19 protein-coding genes are annotated in these 19,048 nt (G+C 69.1%); 9 read left to right on the top strand and 10 right to left on the bottom strand.

Going from position 1 to position 19,048, the window contains the following annotated elements; translation table 11 throughout:
* Positions 1-123: 123 nt before the first annotated feature.
* Positions 124-888, bottom strand: coding sequence for an SDR family NAD(P)-dependent oxidoreductase (locus tag MST3598_RS15735; RefSeq protein WP_029258501.1), 765 nt, complete (start codon positions 886-888; stop codon positions 124-126).
* Positions 870-1,730 (bottom strand): fumarylacetoacetate hydrolase family protein, encoded by an 861-nt coding sequence (locus MST3598_RS15730; protein WP_029258500.1) that lies wholly within the window; start codon positions 1,728-1,730, stop codon positions 870-872. The genes MST3598_RS15735 and MST3598_RS15730 overlap by 19 nt, the downstream gene beginning before the upstream one ends.
* Positions 1,731-1,854: 124 nt before the next feature.
* On the opposite strand from MST3598_RS15730, the gene MST3598_RS15725 reads away from it, so the two are divergent.
* From MST3598_RS15725 to MST3598_RS15715, 3 genes are read left to right on the top strand one after another with little or no spacing between them, the layout of a single operon-like run.
* On the top strand, positions 1,855-3,150 hold the full coding sequence (locus MST3598_RS15725) for an L-fuconate dehydratase (protein ID WP_029258499.1): 1,296 nt from the start codon (positions 1,855-1,857) through the stop codon (positions 3,148-3,150).
* Positions 3,137-4,123, top strand: coding sequence for an aldo/keto reductase (locus tag MST3598_RS15720; RefSeq protein ID WP_029258498.1), 987 nt, complete (start codon positions 3,137-3,139; stop codon positions 4,121-4,123). The genes MST3598_RS15725 and MST3598_RS15720 overlap by 14 nt, the downstream gene beginning before the upstream one ends.
* A gap of 47 nt (positions 4,124-4,170) precedes the next feature.
* Positions 4,171-4,590, top strand: a complete 420-nt coding sequence (locus MST3598_RS15715) for an RbsD/FucU family protein (protein WP_021198322.1) — start codon at positions 4,171-4,173, stop codon at positions 4,588-4,590.
* A 129-nt stretch (positions 4,591-4,719) separates the two neighbouring features.
* Here the strand turns inward: MST3598_RS15715 and MST3598_RS15710 are convergent, their stop codons facing one another.
* The gene (locus MST3598_RS15710) at positions 4,720-5,721 is read right to left on the bottom strand and encodes a LacI family DNA-binding transcriptional regulator (RefSeq protein WP_029258497.1); all 1,002 of its coding nucleotides are present in this window, start codon (positions 5,719-5,721) and stop codon (positions 4,720-4,722) included.
* Positions 5,722-5,932: 211 nt separating this feature from the next.
* On the opposite strand from MST3598_RS15710, the gene MST3598_RS15705 reads away from it, so the two are divergent.
* From MST3598_RS15705 to MST3598_RS15690, 4 genes are all read left to right on the top strand, one after another.
* Positions 5,933-6,802, top strand: coding sequence for a sugar phosphate isomerase/epimerase family protein (locus MST3598_RS15705; RefSeq protein WP_029258496.1), 870 nt, complete (start codon positions 5,933-5,935; stop codon positions 6,800-6,802).
* A gap of 189 nt (positions 6,803-6,991) precedes the next feature.
* Positions 6,992-8,494 carry a sugar ABC transporter ATP-binding protein gene (locus MST3598_RS15700; protein WP_021198325.1) on the top strand — a complete coding sequence of 501 codons (1,503 nt, stop codon included), beginning with the start codon at positions 6,992-6,994 and terminating at the stop codon, positions 8,492-8,494.
* The gene (locus MST3598_RS15695; protein ID WP_029258495.1) at positions 8,494-9,528 is read left to right on the top strand and encodes an ABC transporter permease; all 1,035 of its coding nucleotides are present in this window, start codon (positions 8,494-8,496) and stop codon (positions 9,526-9,528) included. Before MST3598_RS15700 ends, MST3598_RS15695 begins: the two co-directional genes overlap by 1 nt.
* A gap of 155 nt (positions 9,529-9,683) precedes the next feature.
* A complete protein-coding gene (locus tag MST3598_RS15690; RefSeq protein ID WP_021198327.1) occupies positions 9,684-10,685 on the top strand; it encodes an ABC transporter substrate-binding protein in 1,002 nt (333 codons plus the stop codon).
* A 292-nt stretch (positions 10,686-10,977) separates the two neighbouring features.
* On the opposite strand, the gene MST3598_RS15685 is transcribed toward MST3598_RS15690, so the two are convergent.
* The 7 genes from MST3598_RS15685 to MST3598_RS15655 all read right to left on the bottom strand — a co-directional run bounded on the left by MST3598_RS15685 (position 10,978) and on the right by MST3598_RS15655 (position 17,251).
* A complete protein-coding gene (locus MST3598_RS15685; protein ID WP_029258494.1) occupies positions 10,978-11,274 on the bottom strand; it encodes a putative quinol monooxygenase in 297 nt (98 codons plus the stop codon).
* Positions 11,275-11,355: 81 nt separating this feature from the next.
* Positions 11,356-12,327, bottom strand: coding sequence for a phosphotriesterase family protein (locus tag MST3598_RS15680; protein ID WP_029258493.1), 972 nt, complete (start codon positions 12,325-12,327; stop codon positions 11,356-11,358).
* Complete coding sequence (locus MST3598_RS15675) at positions 12,327-13,286, bottom strand: shikimate dehydrogenase (protein WP_081860077.1); 960 nt, start codon at positions 13,284-13,286, stop codon at positions 12,327-12,329. The genes MST3598_RS15680 and MST3598_RS15675 overlap by 1 nt, the downstream gene beginning before the upstream one ends.
* Positions 13,283-14,308: a phosphoglycerate dehydrogenase gene (locus MST3598_RS15670; RefSeq protein ID WP_029258491.1), complete on the bottom strand. Its 1,026-nt coding sequence runs from the start codon at positions 14,306-14,308 to the stop codon at positions 13,283-13,285. Before MST3598_RS15670 ends, MST3598_RS15675 begins: the two co-directional genes overlap by 4 nt.
* A complete protein-coding gene (gene xylB / locus MST3598_RS15665; RefSeq protein WP_029258490.1) occupies positions 14,284-15,774 on the bottom strand; it encodes a xylulokinase in 1,491 nt (496 codons plus the stop codon). The genes MST3598_RS15670 and xylB overlap by 25 nt, the downstream gene beginning before the upstream one ends.
* A gap of 9 nt (positions 15,775-15,783) precedes the next feature.
* Complete coding sequence (locus tag MST3598_RS15660; RefSeq protein ID WP_021200322.1) at positions 15,784-16,359, bottom strand: glucose-6-phosphate isomerase family protein; 576 nt, start codon at positions 16,357-16,359, stop codon at positions 15,784-15,786.
* Positions 16,360-16,714: 355 nt separating this feature from the next.
* On the bottom strand, positions 16,715-17,251 hold the full coding sequence (locus tag MST3598_RS15655) for a CGNR zinc finger domain-containing protein (protein ID WP_021200323.1): 537 nt from the start codon (positions 17,249-17,251) through the stop codon (positions 16,715-16,717).
* Positions 17,252-17,290: 39 nt separating this feature from the next.
* Between MST3598_RS15655 and MST3598_RS15650 the strand changes: the two genes are divergently transcribed.
* Both MST3598_RS15650 and MST3598_RS15645 read left to right on the top strand, forming a co-directional pair.
* Complete coding sequence (locus MST3598_RS15650) at positions 17,291-18,328, top strand: EamA family transporter (protein WP_029258489.1); 1,038 nt, start codon at positions 17,291-17,293, stop codon at positions 18,326-18,328.
* Positions 18,329-18,362: 34 nt separating this feature from the next.
* On the top strand, positions 18,363-19,046 hold the full coding sequence (locus tag MST3598_RS15645; protein ID WP_096359634.1) for a GntR family transcriptional regulator: 684 nt from the start codon (positions 18,363-18,365) through the stop codon (positions 19,044-19,046).
* Positions 19,047-19,048 lie beyond the last annotated feature (2 nt).

Below are 19,048 nucleotides of genomic sequence, written 5' to 3'. Positions count from 1 at the left end.
GGTCTCGGTGGTTCCGGTCGCAGTTGCCGTCGTCCGGCGTCGGTCTCTGCGCTTCCGGTCGCAATTGTTGCCGCCCTCGCGCGACGGAGGCGGCGTCAACTGCGACCGGAACGCAGGCGGATGCTACTCCGCGCGCAGGCGCAGCTGGGCCATACCGCCGTCGACCTCGATGAAGGTGCCGGTGGTCGATCCCGCTGCGGCGCTCACGAGGTAGGCGACCGCAGCGGCGACCTCGTCGGGGCTGACCAGGCGTCCGTGCGGCTGGCGTGCTTCGAGGGCGGCGCGCTCGGCGGCGGGGTCGGCTGCCGAATCGAGCAGTCGGCCCACCCACGGGGTGTCGGCCGTGCCGGGGTTGACCGCGTTCACACGGATGCCCTCGCGCAGGTGGTCGGCGGCCATCGCGCGCGTGAGGGCTGCGACGGCTCCCTTCGACGCGCTGTAGAGCGCCCGTTGCGGCAACCCTGTCGTCGAGGCGATGGATGCCGTGTTGCAGACCGCGGCGGACGGAGACTTCCGCAGCCAGGGGAGGGCTGCCGAGGTGACGCGGGCGATGCCTGTGACGTTGACCGAGAGCACGCGCGCCCACTCGTCGTCGTCGTTCGCGGTGATGTCGCCCTGTGCGCCGATGCCGGCGTTGTTGACGACGATGTCGATGCGCCCGAACCGCTCGGCCACGGCGCTCACCGCCGCGTCGACACTCTTGCGGTCGGAGACATCGGCTGTGAAGGCGGCGAAGGCGGGGTCGGCCGCCGTGGTGTCCCGGTCGAGGACCGCGATGCGCGCTCCGTCGGCGTGCAGACGCTGGGCGATCGCCGCGCCGATCCCTGATGCTCCACCGGTGACGATCGCCACCAGTCCGTTCAATGCGCTCACTTCCGGGCCTCCCATGCCACGAACTCCTGCCGTTGACGGCCGAGGCCGTCGATCTCGATCTCGACCACGTCGCCCGCGGCGAGATAGGGGTACTTGCCCGACAGGGCGACGCCCTGCGGCGTGCCGGTGAGGATGAGGTCACCGGGCTCCAGCGTCACATATTGCGAGAGGTGGTGCACGATGTGCTCGACGGTGAAGATCATGTCGCTCGTGTTCGAGTCCTGCCGCGGCTCGCCGTTCACGAAGCTGCGAAGACCGAGCGCGTGGTGATCCACCTCGTCGGGGGTGACGAGCCAGGGCCCGGTGGGGTTGAAGCCGGCCGCGATCTTGCCTTTCGACCACTGCCCGCCCGAGACGGCCATCTGGAAGTCGCGCTCGGAGACGTCGTTCGCGGCGACGAAGCCGGCCACGTGCGCCATCGACTCGTCGGGGGAGTCGAGGTAGGCGGTGCGGGTGCCGATCACGATGCCGAGCTCGACCTCCCAGTCGGTCTTCTCGCTGCCGCGGGGGATCGTGACCGCATCGTTCGGGCCCACGACCGTGTTCGGCGTCTTGAGGAAGAGGATCGGGATGGTGGGCGGCTCCGACCCCGACTCGGCGGCGTGAGCGGCGTAGTTCATGCCGATGCAGATCACGGCACTCGGGCGGGCGATCGGGGCGCCGACGCGCAGCGATGCGGCGTCCGCGAGTTCGGGGAGGTCTCCGGCATCGCGGGCGGCAACGACGCGGGCGACGAAGTCACCCTCGAGGAAATCGCCGTTCACATCGGATGTTACGGGGCGGAGGTCGAGGTATCGGTCGCCCTCCACGAGGACGGGGATCTCATTCCCGGGGGTGCCGAGCCGCGCGAACTTCATGTTTCTCCTGATCGGTCGGGAGGCCGCGATGAGGCGGCCGGTCTCGTTGACAGTATAGACATCCGATGTTTACACTCCAAGAGATCCGCGCGGAAGAAATCAGCCGCGCATCGAGAGGAATCCCGTGAGCCGTATCGTCGCCCTCGACACCACCGACATCCGCTTCCCCACGTCCCTGAGCCTGGACGGGTCGGACGCGATGAACCCCGACCCCGACTACTCGGCCGCGTACGTCATCGTGCGCACCGACGCCGACGACGACATCGAGGGCCACGCGTTCGTCTTCACGATCGGCCGCGGCAACGACGTGCAGGTCGCGGCCATCGACGCGCTGGCAGGTCACCTGGTGGGTCGCGAGATCGAGCCCCTCCTCGACGACATGGGCGGCACGTTCCGCGACATCATCGGCGACTCGCAACTGCGCTGGCTCGGGCCGGAGAAGGGCGTCATGCACATGGCCATCGGCGCGGTCATCAACGCGCTGTGGGACATCAAGGCCAAGCGCGCCGGCCTTCCGCTCTGGCAGCTGCTCGCCCGTATGACGCCGGAGGAGCTCGTCGACCTCGTCGACTTCCGGTACCTCACCAACGCCCTCACCCGCGACGACGCCCTCGAGATCCTGCGTGCCGCCGAGCCCGGTCGGGCCGAGAGGGAACAGCAACTGCTCGCCTCCGGATATCCCGGCTACACCACGAGCCCCGGATGGCTCGGCTACTCCGACGAGAAGCTCGAGCGCCTCGCCCGCGAAGCGATGGCCGACGGCTTCACCCAGATCAAGCTCAAGGTCGGCGCCGACCTCGACGACGACATCCGCCGCTTCCGCAAGGCACGTGAGGTGTGCGGGCCCGACTTCCCGATCGCGATCGACGCGAACCAGCGCTGGGAGGTGTCGGAGGCTATCGAGTGGGTCAACGCGCTCGCCGAGTTCCACCCCGCCTGGATCGAGGAGCCCACCAGCCCCGACGACGTGCTCGGTCACGCCGAGATCGCCCGCGGCGTCGCACCGATCCGCGTCGCGACGGGCGAGCACGCCCAGAACCGCGTCATCTTCAAGCAGCTGCTGCAGGCCGAGGCGATCTCCGTCATGCAGATCGACGCCGTGCGCGTCGCCGGCGTGAACGAGAACATCGCCAACCTGCTGCTCGCCGCGAAGTTCGACGTGCCGGTCTGCCCGCACGCCGGCGGTGTGGGCCTGTGCGAGGCTGTGCAGCACCTGTCCATGTTCGACTTCGTCGCCGTCACCGGCACGCGCGAGGGCCGCATGATCGAGTTCGTCGACCACCTGCACGAGCACTTCGTCGTGCCCACCGACATCCAGGGCGGTTCGTACATGGCACCCACCGCGCCGGGAACGGGCATGGAGATGAAGGCCGACAGCATCGCGACCTACACCTGGAAGGGTGCACATGTCGGTGCCTGATCGCGCGGGAGTGCCTGACCGGCTGACCGTCCCGACGCTCGGCTACGGTGCCGCGAACGTGGGCAACCTGTTTCGGCCGCTGACCGATGACGAGGCCTGGGCCGTGCTGGATGCCGCGTGGGAGAGCGGCATCCGCTTCTACGACACGGCGCCGCATTACGGGCTCGGACTCTCCGAGCGTCGGCTCGGGGCCTTCCTGCAGACCAAGCCGCGTGACGAGTACGTGCTCTCGACCAAGGCCGGGCGCCTGCTGCGGCCGAACCCCGACCACGTCGGCGGCGGTCTCGACACCGCGAACGACTTCCACGTTCCCGATGACCTGCAGCGCGTGTGGGACTTCTCGGAAGCGGGTATCCGCACGAGCGTCGACGAGTCGCGCGAGCGCCTCGGCATCGAGCGCATCGACCTTCTCTACCTGCATGACCCTGAGCGGCACGACCTCGACCTCGCGCTCGCCGAGGCTCTGCCCGCGATGGAGGGGTTGCGCGCCGATGGCGAGGTGACCGCGATCGGCATCGGGTCGATGGTGTCGGATGCGCTCGCGGCGGCCGTGCGCTCGGCCGACCTCGACCTCGTCATGGTGGCCGGTCGCTACACGCTCCTCGAACAGCCGGCTGCGGTCGATGTGCTGCCCGCATGCCGCGAGACCGGGACCGGGATCGTGGCGGCATCCGTCTTCAACTCGGGTCTGCTCGCGTCGAGCGAGCCGCGTCGCGACGGACGCTACGAGTACGGGCAGCTGCCGGACGAGCTGTGGGACCGGCTCGTGCGCATCGCCGCCGTGTGCGCCGACCACGACGTGCCGCTCCCCGCGGCGGCGATTCAGTTCCCGCTGCAGTCCGACGTCGTGCGATCGGTCGTGGTGGGCGGCAGCCGCCCGGCGCAGCTGCGGCAGAATGCGGAGTACGCAGCGATCGAGATCCCGACGGCCCTGTGGGAGAACCTGGCGGCGGAAGGGCTCATCCCCGCCTGATCGACCCGTCGCCGGAATTACCCGACGCCTCACCGAGAGGAGCACTCGTGCTCGAAGGAATCCATCCCCTGCTCACCGGAGAGCTGCTGCTGCACCTCGATCGCATGGGGCACTCCGATGCCGTGGTCGTCGCCGACGCGCATTTCCCGGCATGGGGTCTGGGCGCACGGGTGATCGACCTCCCCGGCACGACGACGCCCGAGGTCGTGGCGGCCATCCGCACGGTGCTCCCTCTGGATGATGCGCCCGGGATCGACCTGATGACCTCGGCTGACGGCGAGGTGCTCGACGTGCAGAACGAGCTGATGGCCGCGGCGGGGACGGCCGTGGATACGACGGCTTTCGTCGAGCGGTTCGCCTACTACGAGGTCGCGAAGGCCGCGTACCTGCTCGTGCGCACGGGCGAGACCCGCAAGTACGGCAACGCGCTGCTGCGCAAGGGTGTCGTCGGGCACGCGTCGGCGTGACGCCGTTCACCACCCGGGAACGGCCTCGGCGGAGGCGGCCGGATCGGCCGTTTCGACTCTGAGCTGCTCTCTTCTCCTGAGTTGTGAACACCCGGGAGCTGTGAACACCGGGAGTTGTGAACGCCGAGTTCAGCGACCGACGGTCGATTCCCGCACGATTAGCTCGGCAGGGAACGGCGTCGTCGCAGGCGGGGGAGCCGAGGGATCGGCGAGCTGCTGCAGCAGGGCGGCCCCGGCGGCGCGGCCGATCTCGTAGCCGGGTTGCCGCACGCTCGTGAGCGGTACGACGCCCTGGTGGGCCTGCGCCACGTCGTCGAAGCCGACCAGCGCGATCTCCTCGGGCACGCGGATTCCGTGGCGCAGCAGCGTGGTGAGCACGCCGAGCGCCACCATGTCGTTCGCCGCGAACACGGCGTCGGGTCGTTCGGAGGCGGGCATCGCGATGATTTGCGCGCCGGCCTGCAGGCCGTCCTCTGTCGCCAGGTGCGGTACCTCGATCGTGGATACCGTCACGTCGGTGCCGGCCACCGCTTCGCGCAGCCCGGCCAGGCGGTCGTTCGACTGACTCACAGCCGGATTGCCGAGGAACAGGATGTGCTCTCGCCCGAGTCCGACGAGATGCTCGCCGGCGAGCCGCCCCCCGGCGCGGTCGTCGAACAGCACGGAGGCGACCTTCGACGAGTCGGGGATCGGGCCCACGACGACCGAACGGATGCCGCGATCGGCGAGCCCCTCCAGGCGCGGCACCACGTCGCCGAGCGGATAGATGACGATGCCCTGCACCCGGTGCGCCTCGAACATGTCGAGGTTGCGCCGCTCCTGCGCGTCGTCGCGATTGCTGTTGCTGAAGAACAGCGACCAGCCGCCCTCTCGCGCCACGTCCTCGACCCCACGCGAGAGGTCGTGGAAGTAGGGCAGCCAGGCGTCGAGAAGGATGAGCGCGAGAGCCTTGCTCGATCCTGCACGCAGCTGACGGGCGGATTCGTTCGGCACGAAGCCGAGTTGTTCGACCGCCGCGCGCACCCGCTCCCGCGTCGCGGCTCCGAGCACGTGCGGATGGTTGAGGTAGTTGGAGACGGTGGAGGAGGAGACTCCGGCGAGGGCGGCGACGTCCTTGACGCTCGCGGGCATGGGGCTCCTTCGTCATCTTTGTCTTCATCGTCGCCGCGTCGGTCGGGGCTCCTGACCACGTCGGCGGCCTCAGGATATCGGAGGAGTTGCAACGTGCCAAGAAAGTTCTTGACAGGGCTCGTCCGACCGACGTAGCGTGACTCGCACACCGGGGTTGGCACGTGCCAACCCCGGACGGCGACGGTGCCGCACACCCGCTGGGAGAGGTCTCATGAACATCGGCTGCCACGGGCTCGTCTGGACGGGGAACTTCGATGCCGAGGGCATCCGTCTGGCGGTGCGCAAGACCAAGGAGGCGGGTTTCGACCTCATCGAGTTCCCGCTGATGGACCCGTTCTCGTTCGACGTCTCCGTCGCGAAGGATGCGTTGGAGGAGTACGACCTCGCCGTCAGCGCCTCGCTCGGACTCTCCGAGGCGACCGACGTCACCAGCTCCGACCCCACGATCGTCGCGGCCGGCGAAGCCCTGCTCCTGAAAGCCGTCGACGTGCTCGCGGATCTGGGCGGTCAGCACTTCTGCGGGGTGATCTACAGCGCCATGAAGAAGTACATGGAGCCGGTGACGGCCGAAGGGCTCGCGAGCAGCAAGGCCGCGATCGCGCGGGTCGCCGACCATGCCGCCGAGCGTGGGGTCTCCGTCGCGCTCGAGGTCGTGAACCGCTACGAGACCAACGTGCTGAACACGGCGAGGCAGGCTCTGGAGTATGTCGCCGAGGTCGATCGGCCGAACCTCGGGATCCACATCGACACGTACCACATGAACATCGAGGAGTCGGATATGTTCGCGCCGGTCCTCGATGCCGCCCCCGCCCTGCGCTACGTGCACATCGGCGAGAGCCACCGTGGCTATCTCGGGACCGGGACGGTCGACTTCGACACGTTCTTCAAGGCGCTCGGCCGCATCGGCTACGACGGTCCGATCGTCTTCGAGTCGTTCTCGTCGGCGGTCGTCGCCCCCGACCTCAGCCGCATGCTCGGCATCTGGCGCAACCTCTGGAACGACAACGTCGAACTCGGCGCCCACGCGAACGCGTACATCCGCGACAAGCTCGTGGCGGTCGAGTCGATCCGCCTCCACTGAGTGGGAATCCGGCCGGGGGAGCATCGGAAGATCAAGATGTCATTACAGGTCTTCCCCATCCGGCCGTCATTAGATACATTTAGATACAACTTGCGCTGCCCGTAGCGTAGGACGCAGAATTGATCCGATGTTTGCGACGGAATGATCCGTCGACGTCGAAGCAGAACCTTCAAGGAAGCAGGTGAGCGCATGAGTGGACCCATCCTCCGGGTCGAGGGGATCAGCAAAGGATTCCCCGGCGTGCAGGCGCTGAAAGACGTGCACCTCGAGGTGCACGCCGGCGAGGTGCTCGTGCTCGTGGGCGAGAACGGCGCGGGAAAGTCGACCCTGATGAAGATCCTCTCCGGGATCTACACCAAGGACGAGGGCACGATCACGTTCGAGGGTCAGGAGGTCGAGCTCACGAGCCCCCTCCAGGCGCAGGAGCTCGGCATCACGATCATCCATCAGGAGCTCAATCTGATGCCCGATCTGACCGTGGCGCAGAACATCTACGTGGGGCGAGAGCCCACCACGGGGCCGTTCCTGTCGGAGCGCAAGCTGAACGCGCAGACCGCCGACCTGCTGCAGCGCCTCGACATCCACCTGAACCCCCGTCAGCTCGTCGGCGAGCTCACGGTGGCCGAGCAGCAGATGGTCGAGATCGCCAAGGCGCTGTCCTTCAACGCCAAGGTCCTCATCATGGACGAGCCCACCTCGGCCCTCACCGACACCGAGGTCGAGACGCTCTTCGTGCTGATCGAGCAGCTCAAGGCGCGCGGCACCGGGATCGTCTACATCTCGCACCGCATGGACGAGCTGCGCCGTCTGGCCGACCGCGTGACCGTCCTGCGTGACGGCACATACATCGGATCACTCGACAAGTCCGAGATCACCATCCCGACGATCATCGAGATGATGGTCGGGCGTGTGATCGACGAGGGGACCCGCCCCCAGGCCCGCGAGCACGCCAACGACCCCGTGGTCCTCGAAGTGCAGGGTCTGTCGACCAAGAGCCTCTTGAAAGACGTCTCGTTCCAGTTGCACAAGGGTGAGATCCTCGGCTTCGCCGGGCTCATGGGCGCTGGTCGCACCGAGACCGCCCGTGCGGTCATCGGTGCCGACCACCGCGACAGCGGCACGATCGCCATCGACGGTCGCGCGGTGCGCATCGCCCAGCCGGCGGATGCCGTGCACCACGGTGTCGGATACCTCTCGGAGGACCGCAAGCTCCTCGGACTCATGCTCGAGCAGGACGTGACGTTCAACACCGTGCTCGCCTCGCTCGGCTCCTACGCCAATGCGATCGGCTGGATGGGCGACAGCAAGGCGAAGAACCGTACCAAGGAGTACGTGCAGCAGCTGCGCGTGAAGACGCCATCGGTCAACCAGGTCGTCAAGCTCCTCTCCGGAGGGAACCAGCAGAAGGTCGTCATCGCCCGGTGGCTGATGCGCGACTGCGACATCCTCATCTTCGACGAGCCGACCCGAGGGATCGACGTCGGCGCGAAGGAGGAGATCTACCGCCTCATGCAGCAGCTCGCTGACGCAGGCAAATCCATCATCGTCATCTCATCCGAGCTCCCGGAGATCCTCCGTGTGGCGAACCGCATCGCGGTCTTCGCCAACGGTCGCATCACCGGGACGCTCCGCAACGAGGAAGCAAGCCAGGAGAAGATCATGCAACTCGCAGCCCACGGGGAGGAAGACTGATGAGCGCTCCGCAGCAGCCCGGATCGTCGACGACGACGATCATCCAGACCGCCGTGAACGAGAACACGGACAAGAGGGACGTCGGGGCGTTCCTGAAGCGTCAGTTCCAGCAGTCGCTGGCGTTCGGCACGCTCATCGTGCTGATCATCTTCTTCTCGATCGCCAGCCCCAACTTCTTCACCTTCAGCAACATCGCCACCGTGCTGCTGTCGACCGCCGTCATCGGCATCCTCGCCCTCGGCACCACCTTCGTCATCATCACCGGCGGCATCGACCTGTCGATCGGCACCGGGATGGCGCTCTGCGCCGTGATGACGGGTGTGTTCGTGACGAACATGGGGCTCCCGGTGTGGGTCGGCGTCATCGGCGGCATCCTGACCGGTGTGCTGATGGGACTCGTCAACGGCGTGAACATCACGTTCCTCCGGCTTCCTCCGTTCATCGCCACCCTCGCGATGATGATGATCGCCGGCGGCCTCGCCCTCGTGATCTCGGGGGTCGCACCGATCTACTTCTCCACCTCGGCCCCCGACTTCAAGAAGATCGCCCTCGGCGTGATCATCCCCGGCATCCCGAACGCCGTGCTCGTCACCGCCGTGCTCGCGATCATCGCGTACCTGGTGCTGTCGAAGACGCTGCTCGGCCGCTACACGTTCGCGATCGGATCGAACGAGGAGGCCACGCGCCTCTCGGGCGTCAACACCCGTCGCTGGACGATCCTGATCTACATGTTCGCCGGGGCGTTCACCGGCGTCGCGGGCATCGTCATCGCCTCCCGCCTCGACTCGGCCCAGCCGCAGATCGGCACCGGATACGAACTGCAGGCGATCGCCGCGGTCATCATCGGCGGCACCTCGCTGCTGGGCGGACGCGGATCGATCCTCGGCACCGTGATCGGCGCGCTCATCATGAGCGTGCTCGTGAACGGCCTGCGCATCATGTCGATCCAGCCCGAGTGGCAGAACATCGTCGTCGGCGTGGTCGTGCTGCTCGCGGTGTTCCTCGACTCGCTCCGCAACCGACAGCGCACCTGAGACCTGGACGGCGGCGAAACCCGTGCCCGTCGTCGTCCTCCGGCTCCGGCCGGCTCCGCGGAGACATCCGCACAGGCACCTGGAATGTCCACAGCGCCGGCCCGTCCGGCATCCACACAGAACAAACCGAGCCGTACCCAAACAATGGAGTTTTCATGAAATTCGGGAAGAAGACCGCACTCGTGGCCCTCGTGGCCGCATCCGCACTGGTGTTCGCCGGCTGTGCCGGCGGTGGCGGCGACGTGATCGAGGAAGGCTCGAGCAGCGGCGGCAGCAACGACGGCGAGATGTACATCGCCATGGTCTCGAAGGGCTTCCAGCACCAGTTCTGGCAGGCCGTGAAGAAGGGTGCAGAGGACAAGGCGAAGGAGCTCGGCGTGAAGATCACGTTCGAGGGCCCCGCAGCCGAGACCGAGATCGCCGGCCAGCTCGAGATGCTGACCGCTGCGATCGACAAGAACCCCGACGCCATCGCCTACGCCGCCCTCGACCCCGAGGCGTGCGTCGCTCCGCTCGAGCAGGCCAAGGCGAAGGACATCCCCGTCGTCTACTTCGACGCCCCCTGCAACGGTGACGTCGGGCTCAGCCTGTCGGCCACCGACAGCAAGGTCGCCGGTGCGCTCGCTGCCGAGCACATGGCCGACCTGATCGGCGGCGAAGGACAGGTCGCGATCGTCGGCCACTCGCAGATCAACTCGACCGGTGTCGAGCGTCGCGACGGCTTCGTCGACAAGATCAAGGCGGACTACCCCGACATCGAGATCGTCGACATCCAGTACGGCGACGGCGACCACCTCAAGTCGGCTGACATCGCCAAGACCCTGATCGCGGCACACCCCGACCTGAAGGGCATCTACGGCACCAACGAGGGCTCGGCCATCGGCGTCGTGAACGCCGTGAACGAGCTCGGCCTCGAGAAGGGCAAGATCACCATCGTCGGCTTCGACTCCGGTGCCGCACAGATCAACGCCATCAAGGACGGCACCATGGCCGGTGCCATCACGCAGGACCCGATCGGCATCGGTGCCCAGGTCGTGCAGGCCGCGTACGACGCCGCCAACGGCAAGGACGTCGAGAAGTTCTACGACACCGGTTCGTACTGGTACGACAAGAGCAACATCGACGACCCGAAGATCGCGGCTGTGCTCTACGAGTGACACCGCATGCATGAAGAAGCCCCTCACCTTCGGGTGGGGGGCTTCTTCCTGTTCGGGGTGGGCGCGTGTGCTGTGCGCGTGTGGTGTGCGCGTGTGCCGGATGTCGGAAGGTCTCCCGGATGCAGGAGCGGACGCCGGCGATTCCTCCGACATGCGTGCATTCCTCCGACAGGTGAACAGGGCGGAGAGGCCGGGAGCGCGCGCGGCGGTCCCACCCACACGGAGGTCTCACCCCGCATGGTCACGGACGGCGTGCCACGGCGACACGGCGCCGCGTGACGGCGTGGGGCCGTCAGAGGCGGCGGAGGAAGGTGAGCTGCGACGACGGCTCGACGATGAGCTCCTGCAACGCCGCGTTGAAGGGGACGCCGGCCGGGGCGGCGATGTGCGCCTGGAAGGCCACCTCGTCGCGGTAGACCTCGTAGACGAAGAAGCGGTCGGGGTCGTCGACGAGCCGGGTCGCATCGAAGACGACGTTGCCCTCCTCGGCGCGCACGACCTCGGCGAAGTCACGCACCAGGGCGGCCACGCGATCGCCGGCTCCGGGCCGGGCGGTGAACGTGGCGTGCAGGATGGTCGGCTCGGACACGGCGTCTCCTCGGGGTGTCGGGGGTGGAAGCGGATGCTCATGGCCATGCTCGTGCTCAGGGCGCGGATCAGGGCGGCAGGGTCAGGGTGAGAGGGTCAGCAACCGCGCCGGGGTGGACACGAGCATCCGGTGCACGGCCTCGTCTCCCACGGCCGCGCGGAGGCGCGGGAGGTAGCGGTCGCCGAGGTAGGCGAGTCCGGGCATGCCGCCGTACGCGATGTACCTCGTGCGCCGGGCGACGTCGCCGCCGAGCACGATCCGGTCGCCGGCGCCACGCTCGACCACCGCGACGGTCAGGGCGAGCAGTTCGGCGTCGGAGCGGGTGCGCGGACGCGCGAAGCCGTCGTACCCGAGGTGGGCACCGCGTTCGGCGAGCGACGCGTGCAGCCCGGGGTCGGGGTCGCGGTCGGCGTGCGCCAGCACGACACGGTCGGCGGGCACACCCTCGGCCCCGAGCAGGTCGAGCACCTCGTGGGCTGCCGTGCCGAACTCCAGATGCACCATGACCGGGGCGCCCGTCGCACGGTGCGCCTCGGCCACGGCGATCAGGGTGGTGCGCTCGAACGGGCTGATGCGCCAGTAGTCGGCGCCGCCCTTGAGGAGGCCCGCACGCACGGGGCTGCCATCGGGCGCCGCGGCGAGCGGCACGTCGGGCGTCTCGAAGATCTCCCCGTCGTCGGCGGGCATACCGCGCGTGATGTCGGCGATGAACAGGGCGGCCAGACGGTCGGCGGTCCACACCTGCATCGGATGGTCCGCGCCGTAGTGGGCCTCCCGGTGTCGTCCGGTCGTCGCGACGATGTGCAGCCCGGTCGAGGCGCTGATCCGGGCGAGGGCTGCGGGGTCGCGCGCGAGACCGAACGGCGTGGCATCCACCATCGTCTCGAACCCGCTCGCCTGCAGCAGGGCGGCTTCTTCGCCCGAGGCCTTCTCGTCGTCGAGTTCGTCGCCCGGCAGCAGCGGAGTCACCTGGAACAGGTGCTCGTGATAGTCCACCCGCCCGAGGAGCGCAGGGGCGATGTCGCCGAGCACGGTTCGGACGACGGTGGGCATCAGCGCACCGACTCCGCGGCCTCGGCGAGCCGTTCGACGACGTCGGGCGTGAGGTCGAGCTCGAACACGTCGGCCACCACCTGCGACCAGCCATGGATGAAGTAGCGCCACCCGTCGACCACGTGCAGCCCGCGGGCGGATGCCTGAGCCTCGGCCTGGTGCAGGAACTCGAGCGAGCCGCGGTAGTTGAACTCCCATGCGTACGCCCCCTCGGGGAACACCACGGCGTCGGTCAGGGGCGATCCGGGGCGGTCCTTGCCGAGTCCGGTCGCGTTCGCGATGACCGATCCTGCGGGGGCCGCAGCCACAAGGGCATCGGCCTCTGCGGGGGTCGCCGTCACGACGTAGTCGATCAGGCCCTCGCGGGTGCCGTGCTGACGGTGCACCTCGCGCAGGTGGTCGAGCTTGTCCTGTGTGCGGGCGGTGACCGTGATCTTCGACGGGGCGTCGGCCCGCTCGGCCAGTGCCCAGCTCAGCGCGGTGCCCGATCCACCGGCCCCGAGGATCACGACCGCACCGCCCGTGCGAGCGAAGTGGTCGGCGGGAAGGAAGTCGTTCAGCGCCAGGTCGACCGTGATCGGATCCTTCGCCCGCCCCGACAGGACAGTGCCGCGCTTCGAGATGCTGGAGATCTCGGAGCACGACACCGCGAACGGGTCGAGCTCGTCGAACAGGTCGGATGCCGCGGCGTACACGTTCATCTTGTGCGTGGTGACGAGCGCGCCGCGGTGATGGGGGTCGTCGCGGATCTGCTCGACCATGGCGCGGTACTGCGCGGGATCGGCATCCATCGGCAGGTCGTGGCCGACCAGGGTGCGCGTCGGCAGCTCCAGGATGTCGGCCCACAGGGGGAAGACCTTCATGATCGACGACGACGCGGTGGTCACCCCGACGAAGCCCATGTAGTCGGCGGATGCCGGAGCGTGTGCGGTGGCGACGACGTCGGCGGTGGTGGTCATCGGGTCTCCTCGGTGACGGGGGCGGGGCCGGGGACGGGGACAGCGGTGGGGGCGGGAACGGGGTGGGCGGGCTCGGCGCCTGCGAGGATCGCGATCACGTCAGCGAGCGAGAGGGAGCCCATGTTGTCGACCGCCTGCGTGGTCTGTGCGCCCAGGTGCGGGGTGACGATCACGCGGTCGGCGAGTTCCGGCGCGAGCAGCGGGCTGTCGTGCGCCGCGGTATCGCCGTCGAGGGTGTCGGCCGCGTAGCCGGCGAGGATGCGGTCGTGCAGCGCCTGTGCCACGGCGGCTTCGTCGATCAGGTCGCCGCGGGCGGTGTTGACCAGCACGGTTCCCGGCCGCATGCCGGCGAGGCGCTCGGCGTCGACGAGCCGCTGCCCGCCCGGAGCGTGCAGGGTGATCACGTCGGCCGCGCGGAACAGGTCGCCGAGCGAGACGGGCTCCGCACCCCGCTCCCGCACGACATCGTCGGGAAGGAACGGATCGGCCGCCAGCACGCGCGGTCCGAAGCCGCTCAGCCGTGCGGCGACGCCCTGGCCGATGCGCCCGAAGCCGACGATGCCGACCGTGGCGGCGCCGAGCTCGCGACCACGCCGCACACCCCAGTCGCCCGCGCGCACGCGGCGGTCGCCGTCGGGCACGAAGCGGAGGGCCGCGAGCATCAGTCCGACCGCATGGTCGGCAACCGCGTCGGCGTTGGCACCGGGGGTGTTGGTCACCGGGATGCCGCGGTCGCGCGCGGCGTCGAGATCGACGGACTCGGTGCCGACACCATAGCGGGCGACCACCTTGAGCTTCGGGGCTGCCGCGAGATGCGCGTCGGTGACGGACCCGGTGCCCGCGATCCACGCATCGGCACCGTGCAGCAGCGACCGCAGCTCGTCGAGGTCGTGGTGGGCAGGCCCGCGCAGGATGCGGTGACCCGCCTGCGCCGCGCGCTCGACCAGGTCGAGGTCGCCGTCGGAGAACGAGCGGCTGGTGACGAGGATGACGCCCATCAGCGCGGCCGTCCGGCGAACCACGGCGCGAGAGCCGTGTAGGCGTCGGCGAAGCGGGCGTGCCGCTCGGCATAGACGGCGTGACGTGCCGCATCCGGAATGAACTCGGCCGTGACCTCGCTCAGGGCGCGGGCGGCCGAGAAGTCGGTGAGGCCGAGCCCGACCGCGGCGGTCACCGCGGCGCCGAGGCTGTTCGCCTCTTCGACGATCGTCCGGCGGCGCACGGGCACACCCCACACGTCGGCGAGCACCGAGAGGTATACGTCGCTCTGGGCTCCGCCGCCGACCGCGTCGATGCGGTCGATCACGGTGCCGGCTTCGCGGAACGCCTGGATGCAGCTGAGCAGGTTGAACGCGGTGCCCTCCAGCACGGCCCGCACGAGGTGCGCCCTGGCGTGGTGGCGGGCGAGGCCGACGAATGCGCCCCGCGCCTCCGGATCCCACATCGGAGAGCGCTCGCCGAGCAGATAAGGGAGGAAGTAGAGATCGTCGGTGTCGACGTCGGCGGAGGCCTCGGCCGTCAGTCGTCCGGTCTCGGGGTGCGCAGGATCGGGGGAGAGGGCCTCGGCGATCCACTGCACCGAGGCGCCGCCGGCCTGCATGGTGGCGGTCGGCACGAACGAGCCTGGCACGACGTTGTCGAATGTGAAGGTACGCATCGCAGGGTCGTGCAGCGGGGCGTCGGCCGCGAACGAGATCCACGACGATGTGCCCAGGCAGACGTAGGGGCCGTCCTCCGGCGCGACGACACCCGAGCCGACGGCGGCCATCGGGCCGTCGCCGCCGCCCATCACCACACGCACGCTCGCGGGGAGGCCGAGGGCGTCGGCTGCGGCATCCGTCAACGTGCCGGCGATCTGCGTGGATTCCAGGATCTCGGGGAACAACGCCGGGTCGAGGCGCGCAGCCTGCAGCACCTCGTCCGACCACGTGCCCGCGGCCTGGTCGTAGGCGTTCGTGCCCGACGCGTCGGAGCGATCGGTCGCGAGGCGCCCGGTCAGGCGCAGCACGATGAAGTCCTTCGCGACGCAGACGCGTCGCACGCGCGCCCAGGTGTCGGGCTCGTTGTCGCGCACCCGCATGACCTTCTCGACGGAGTAGGTGGGGTTGAGGCGGTGGCCCAGGATGCCGTAGGCGCGTTCGGCGCCGATCGCGGCCTCGAGCTCGCGCTGCTGCGCGCCGGCCCTGGTGTCGGCCCAGATGATCGCCGGGCGTGCGGGCTCACCATGGGCGTCGAGCAGCACGGCACCCATCATCTGGCCGCTCACCACGAGTCCGGCGATGTCGGTCGGGGCCGTGCCGGTGCGGGCGATCAGATCGCGCGTGGCGGCGACGACCGCATCCCACCAGTCGGCGGGATCCTGCTCGGCGACCCCGCCCGCGGCGAAGTGCGCGGGGTAGGGGACGGTGACCGAGGCGACGAGACGGCCGTCATCGTGGTGCAGCGACGCCTTGTTCCCGGTGGTGCCCAGGTCGTGCGCGATGATCATGGCCGGAGCCTATTCCGCGTAGGGACGCAGGTCGACGCCGGAGGCTCCGCGGTAGGCGCGCGAGCCCATGCCGTGCTCCAGCACCCAGCCGTAGTCGTGTCCTGCTCCTCCCGGGTACACCGCGAGGAAGGCGTAGGGCTCGTCGCCGGTGTTGACGGAACGGTGAGCCCAGCCCGGAGGGATGTAGCCGATCGTGCCAGGGAGCATGTCGAGCCACTCGGTGCGCTCGCCGTCGAACATCAGCAGTCCGCCCTGCCCCTTCAACGCCAGGTAGATCTCGCCCTGGTGGTCCGGGTGCTGGTGGCCCTTGGTCATCCAGAGCTCGCCGGAGGTGTCGCCGGGCATGATCGTGGTGATCGACTGCGGCAGCTCGCGGTCGATCTCGGGCACGGGGGAGCTGACGACCGTGTAGACCACGGGGTTCTCGCCGGCCGATGCCGCAGCCCAGGCATCTGCGTCGAGGAAGAGCCCCTCGAGGTCGGACATCCGCCGGGTGAGGGTCGGGCCCTCGGGGGAGAGCGTGAGCTTCTCGGCGTCGAAGGCGATCGCCATCGGAGAGATCGGCGGGGTATGGAACTCGGGCATCGGTGCTCCTCGTAACGGTGCTGCGGCGCTGCGCAACCTGTAATGACAGGTTCACTGTACCTGTTATGACAGGTGGCGTCCAGAGCGGATCGCTCCCGCGCGCGATCCGCGGCGCGCATCTGCGCACGGTGCGGCGGTCGGCGGTGGTCCTCCGGTCGCAGTTGGTGCCGGCTGCTGGTCCTCCGGTCGCGGTTGGTGCCGGATACTGCTGCTCCGGTCGCAGTTGGTGCCGCCTGATCGGGAAAAACCCGGCAGGAAGTGCGACCGGAACGCGGGGGCCACGCGCGACCGGAACGCGGGGTCAGCCGGGGCCGGAGCGCGCAGCCGGGGGGAAGGCGTCGGAGTCAGTGCCGGGTCACTCGGCCGCGAGCCTCGCTCGGTAGGCGGCGACGGCGTTGCGGTTCGCGCACGTGGTCGAGCAGTACCGCTTCGAGCGGTTGCGCGAGAGGTCGAGGGCGATCGATCGGCAGGTGTCGTCCTCGCACACGGTGAGACGCGACCCCTCGTCGGCGCGGATGACGTCGATCAGGGCCATCGCGGTCTCGATCAGGATGCGCTCGGCGAAGGGCTGCTCGTCGGCGACGGCGTGCAGGTGCCAGTCCACGCCGTCATGCCGGCGCAGAGCCGGGGTGAGGCGTGATTCCGCAAGGGCGTCGTTGACGTGCGCGGCCATCTCGTCGCGCGGTGCCAGCAGCATGGTGCGCAGGCGTGGACGCAGCTCGCGCAGCGACGCCACCTCGAGCTCGTCGCGGTCGAGGCGCCCGGTGTACGGGAACTCGCGGAGGAACGTGTCTTCATCGTCGAGGTCGGTCAGTGTGTCTGGCTGTTCGGCGGAGTTCACCAGCCAGACGGCGGACCGCAGCGCCTCCTCCGTGTCATCGGTGAAGATCATGTTGACATCTTACAGCGCGCGCGAGTAGCATCATCGATCATGAGCACGGTGAGCAGTGACAGGGCGGTCGCGTCCGCCCGCGGGGTGCGCCTCGGGCTGCCGCTGGCGATCGCCGCGGCTTTCGCCTTCGGAATGTCGGGTGGATGGGCGCGTGGGCTCATCGATGCGGGATGGACGCCCGGTGCCGCGGTCACCGCGCGCATCTGGGTCGCCGCGCTCGTACTGCTGATCCCCGCGATCCTGTCCCTGCGCGGACGGTGGGGGCTGCTGCGGCGCAACGCGGGCATGATCCTCGCCTATGGACTGCTGGCAGTCGCCGCGACCCAGCTCTTCTACTTCCAGGCCGTCGCGGTCATGGATGTCGGACTGGCGCTGCTCATCGAGTACACCGCTCCGATCGCGGTGCTGCTGTGGCTCTGGTTGCGGCGGGGGGAGCGTCCGACACGCCGGAGCATCATCGGTGCGGCCATCGCCTTCGTCGGACTGGTGCTCATGCTCGACATCCTCACCGGCGCCGACGTCAACGTGGCCGGCATCCTGTGGGCGCTCGGGGCCATGGTGGGGGCGGCGACGTACTTCGTGCTCTCGGCCAAAGCCGACACGGGGCTGCCGCCGATCGCTCTCGCCGGCAGCGGTCTGCTGCTCGGCGCGCTCGGGCTCACCGTGGCCGGCGCGATCGGTGTGCTGCCGATCCGGTGGACGACCGACGACATCGCCTACCGGTTCGGCAGTGTGCCCTGGTTCGTGCCGGTGCTGGCGATGGGCGTCGTCGCGACCGCGCTCGCGTACCTGCTCGGCATCGCCTCGACGCGGATGCTGGGGTCGCGACTCGCCTCGTTCGTGGCGCTCGCCGAGGTGGTCGCCGCGCTCCTGTTCGGCTGGCTGCTGCTCGGACAGCTCCCCGACCTGCTGCAGGCTCTCGGTGGCGTGCTGGTGCTCGTGGGTGTGGTGGTCGTCAAGCTGGGCGAACCCGCGGCGCCGGAGTTCGTGGAGCCGGTGCCTGTGGGGCCGGTGCCTGTGGAGCCGATGTCCGCGGCCGATAATGTATACGGGAAGCGGGCTGAGGAAGAGTTCTGAGCCCGCAGCCTGGCTTTATGTATACACTGAGGGCATGACCATCGCCGTCGAACGCACCTCCGCGAGTGATCGTGCGTACGCGGCCCTGCTCGACGACATCCAGTCCGGCACGCTGGCAGCCGGCGTCGTGCTCGGCGAGGTCGAGCAGGCCGAGCGGCTGGGTGTCAGCCGCACGCCGATGCGCGAAGCGCTCCGGCGCCTCATCGCCGACGGGCTCGTCGTGCAGCAGTCGCCGCGGGTCACCGTGGTGGCGGGTCTCGATGCCGACGACATCCGTTCCCTCTTCGAGATCCGCCGCGCCCTCGAGGAGAGCTCCGCCCGTCTCGCCGCCGCCAGAGGAGACGCGCAGCTCTTCGCGGCACTCGCGGACGAGTTCGCACACGTCGATCTCGACGCCGTCGAGGGACGCGACGCGTACTACGCCCTGATCGCCCGCTTCGATGCCGCGCTCGATGCGGCCGTCGCCAACGACTACATCGCCTCGGCGCTGCGCACCGTGCGCACGCACCTCGTGCGCGTGCGTCGGATGGCCCGCGACAAGCCCGCCCGCCTCGCCGCCTCCGCCGCAGAGCACCGCACCATCGCCGAGGCGCTCGCCGCGCGCGACGGCGACCTCGCCGCCCACGCCACGCACGTGCACCTGCACAACGCGCTCGCCGGCATCCTCGATTCGCTCGACCCCCGCACCACCGTCGACCCCCGCACCAGTGAAGGATAAGA

It is taken from the genome of Microbacterium sp. TPU 3598 (assembly GCF_002356155.1).
GTDB lineage: Bacteria > Actinomycetota > Actinomycetes > Actinomycetales > Microbacteriaceae > Microbacterium > Microbacterium maritypicum_A.
Note: the sequence above shows the minus strand (reverse complement) of the source record. Positions and strands in the feature narration are given on the sequence as shown.

Coding starts and splice junctions, on each gene's coding strand:
- MST3598_RS15690 (WP_021198327.1), top strand. CDS start 9,684: ATGAAATTCGGGAAGAAGACCGCACTCGTGGCCCTCGTGGCCGCATCC.
- xylB (WP_029258490.1), bottom strand. CDS start 15,774: ATGATCATCGCGCACGACCTGGGCACCACCGGGAACAAGGCGTCGCTG.
- MST3598_RS15680 (WP_029258493.1), bottom strand. CDS start 12,327: ATGCCCACCGTCGTCCGAACCGTGCTCGGCGACATCGCCCCTGCGCTC.
- MST3598_RS15700 (WP_021198325.1), top strand. CDS start 6,992: ATGAGTGGACCCATCCTCCGGGTCGAGGGGATCAGCAAAGGATTCCCC.
- MST3598_RS15645 (WP_096359634.1), top strand. CDS start 18,363: ATGACCATCGCCGTCGAACGCACCTCCGCGAGTGATCGTGCGTACGCG.
- MST3598_RS15720 (WP_029258498.1), top strand. CDS start 3,137: ATGTCGGTGCCTGATCGCGCGGGAGTGCCTGACCGGCTGACCGTCCCG.
- MST3598_RS15705 (WP_029258496.1), top strand. CDS start 5,933: ATGAACATCGGCTGCCACGGGCTCGTCTGGACGGGGAACTTCGATGCC.
- MST3598_RS15675 (WP_081860077.1), bottom strand. CDS start 13,286: ATGACCACCACCGCCGACGTCGTCGCCACCGCACACGCTCCGGCATCC.
- MST3598_RS15730 (WP_029258500.1), bottom strand. CDS start 1,730: ATGAAGTTCGCGCGGCTCGGCACCCCCGGGAATGAGATCCCCGTCCTC.
- MST3598_RS15695 (WP_029258495.1), top strand. CDS start 8,494: ATGAGCGCTCCGCAGCAGCCCGGATCGTCGACGACGACGATCATCCAG.
- MST3598_RS15660 (WP_021200322.1), bottom strand. CDS start 16,359: ATGCCCGAGTTCCATACCCCGCCGATCTCTCCGATGGCGATCGCCTTC.
- MST3598_RS15655 (WP_021200323.1), bottom strand. CDS start 17,251: ATGATCTTCACCGATGACACGGAGGAGGCGCTGCGGTCCGCCGTCTGG.
- MST3598_RS15650 (WP_029258489.1), top strand. CDS start 17,291: ATGAGCACGGTGAGCAGTGACAGGGCGGTCGCGTCCGCCCGCGGGGTG.
- MST3598_RS15735 (WP_029258501.1), bottom strand. CDS start 888: ATGGGAGGCCCGGAAGTGAGCGCATTGAACGGACTGGTGGCGATCGTC.
- MST3598_RS15710 (WP_029258497.1), bottom strand. CDS start 5,721: ATGCCCGCGAGCGTCAAGGACGTCGCCGCCCTCGCCGGAGTCTCCTCC.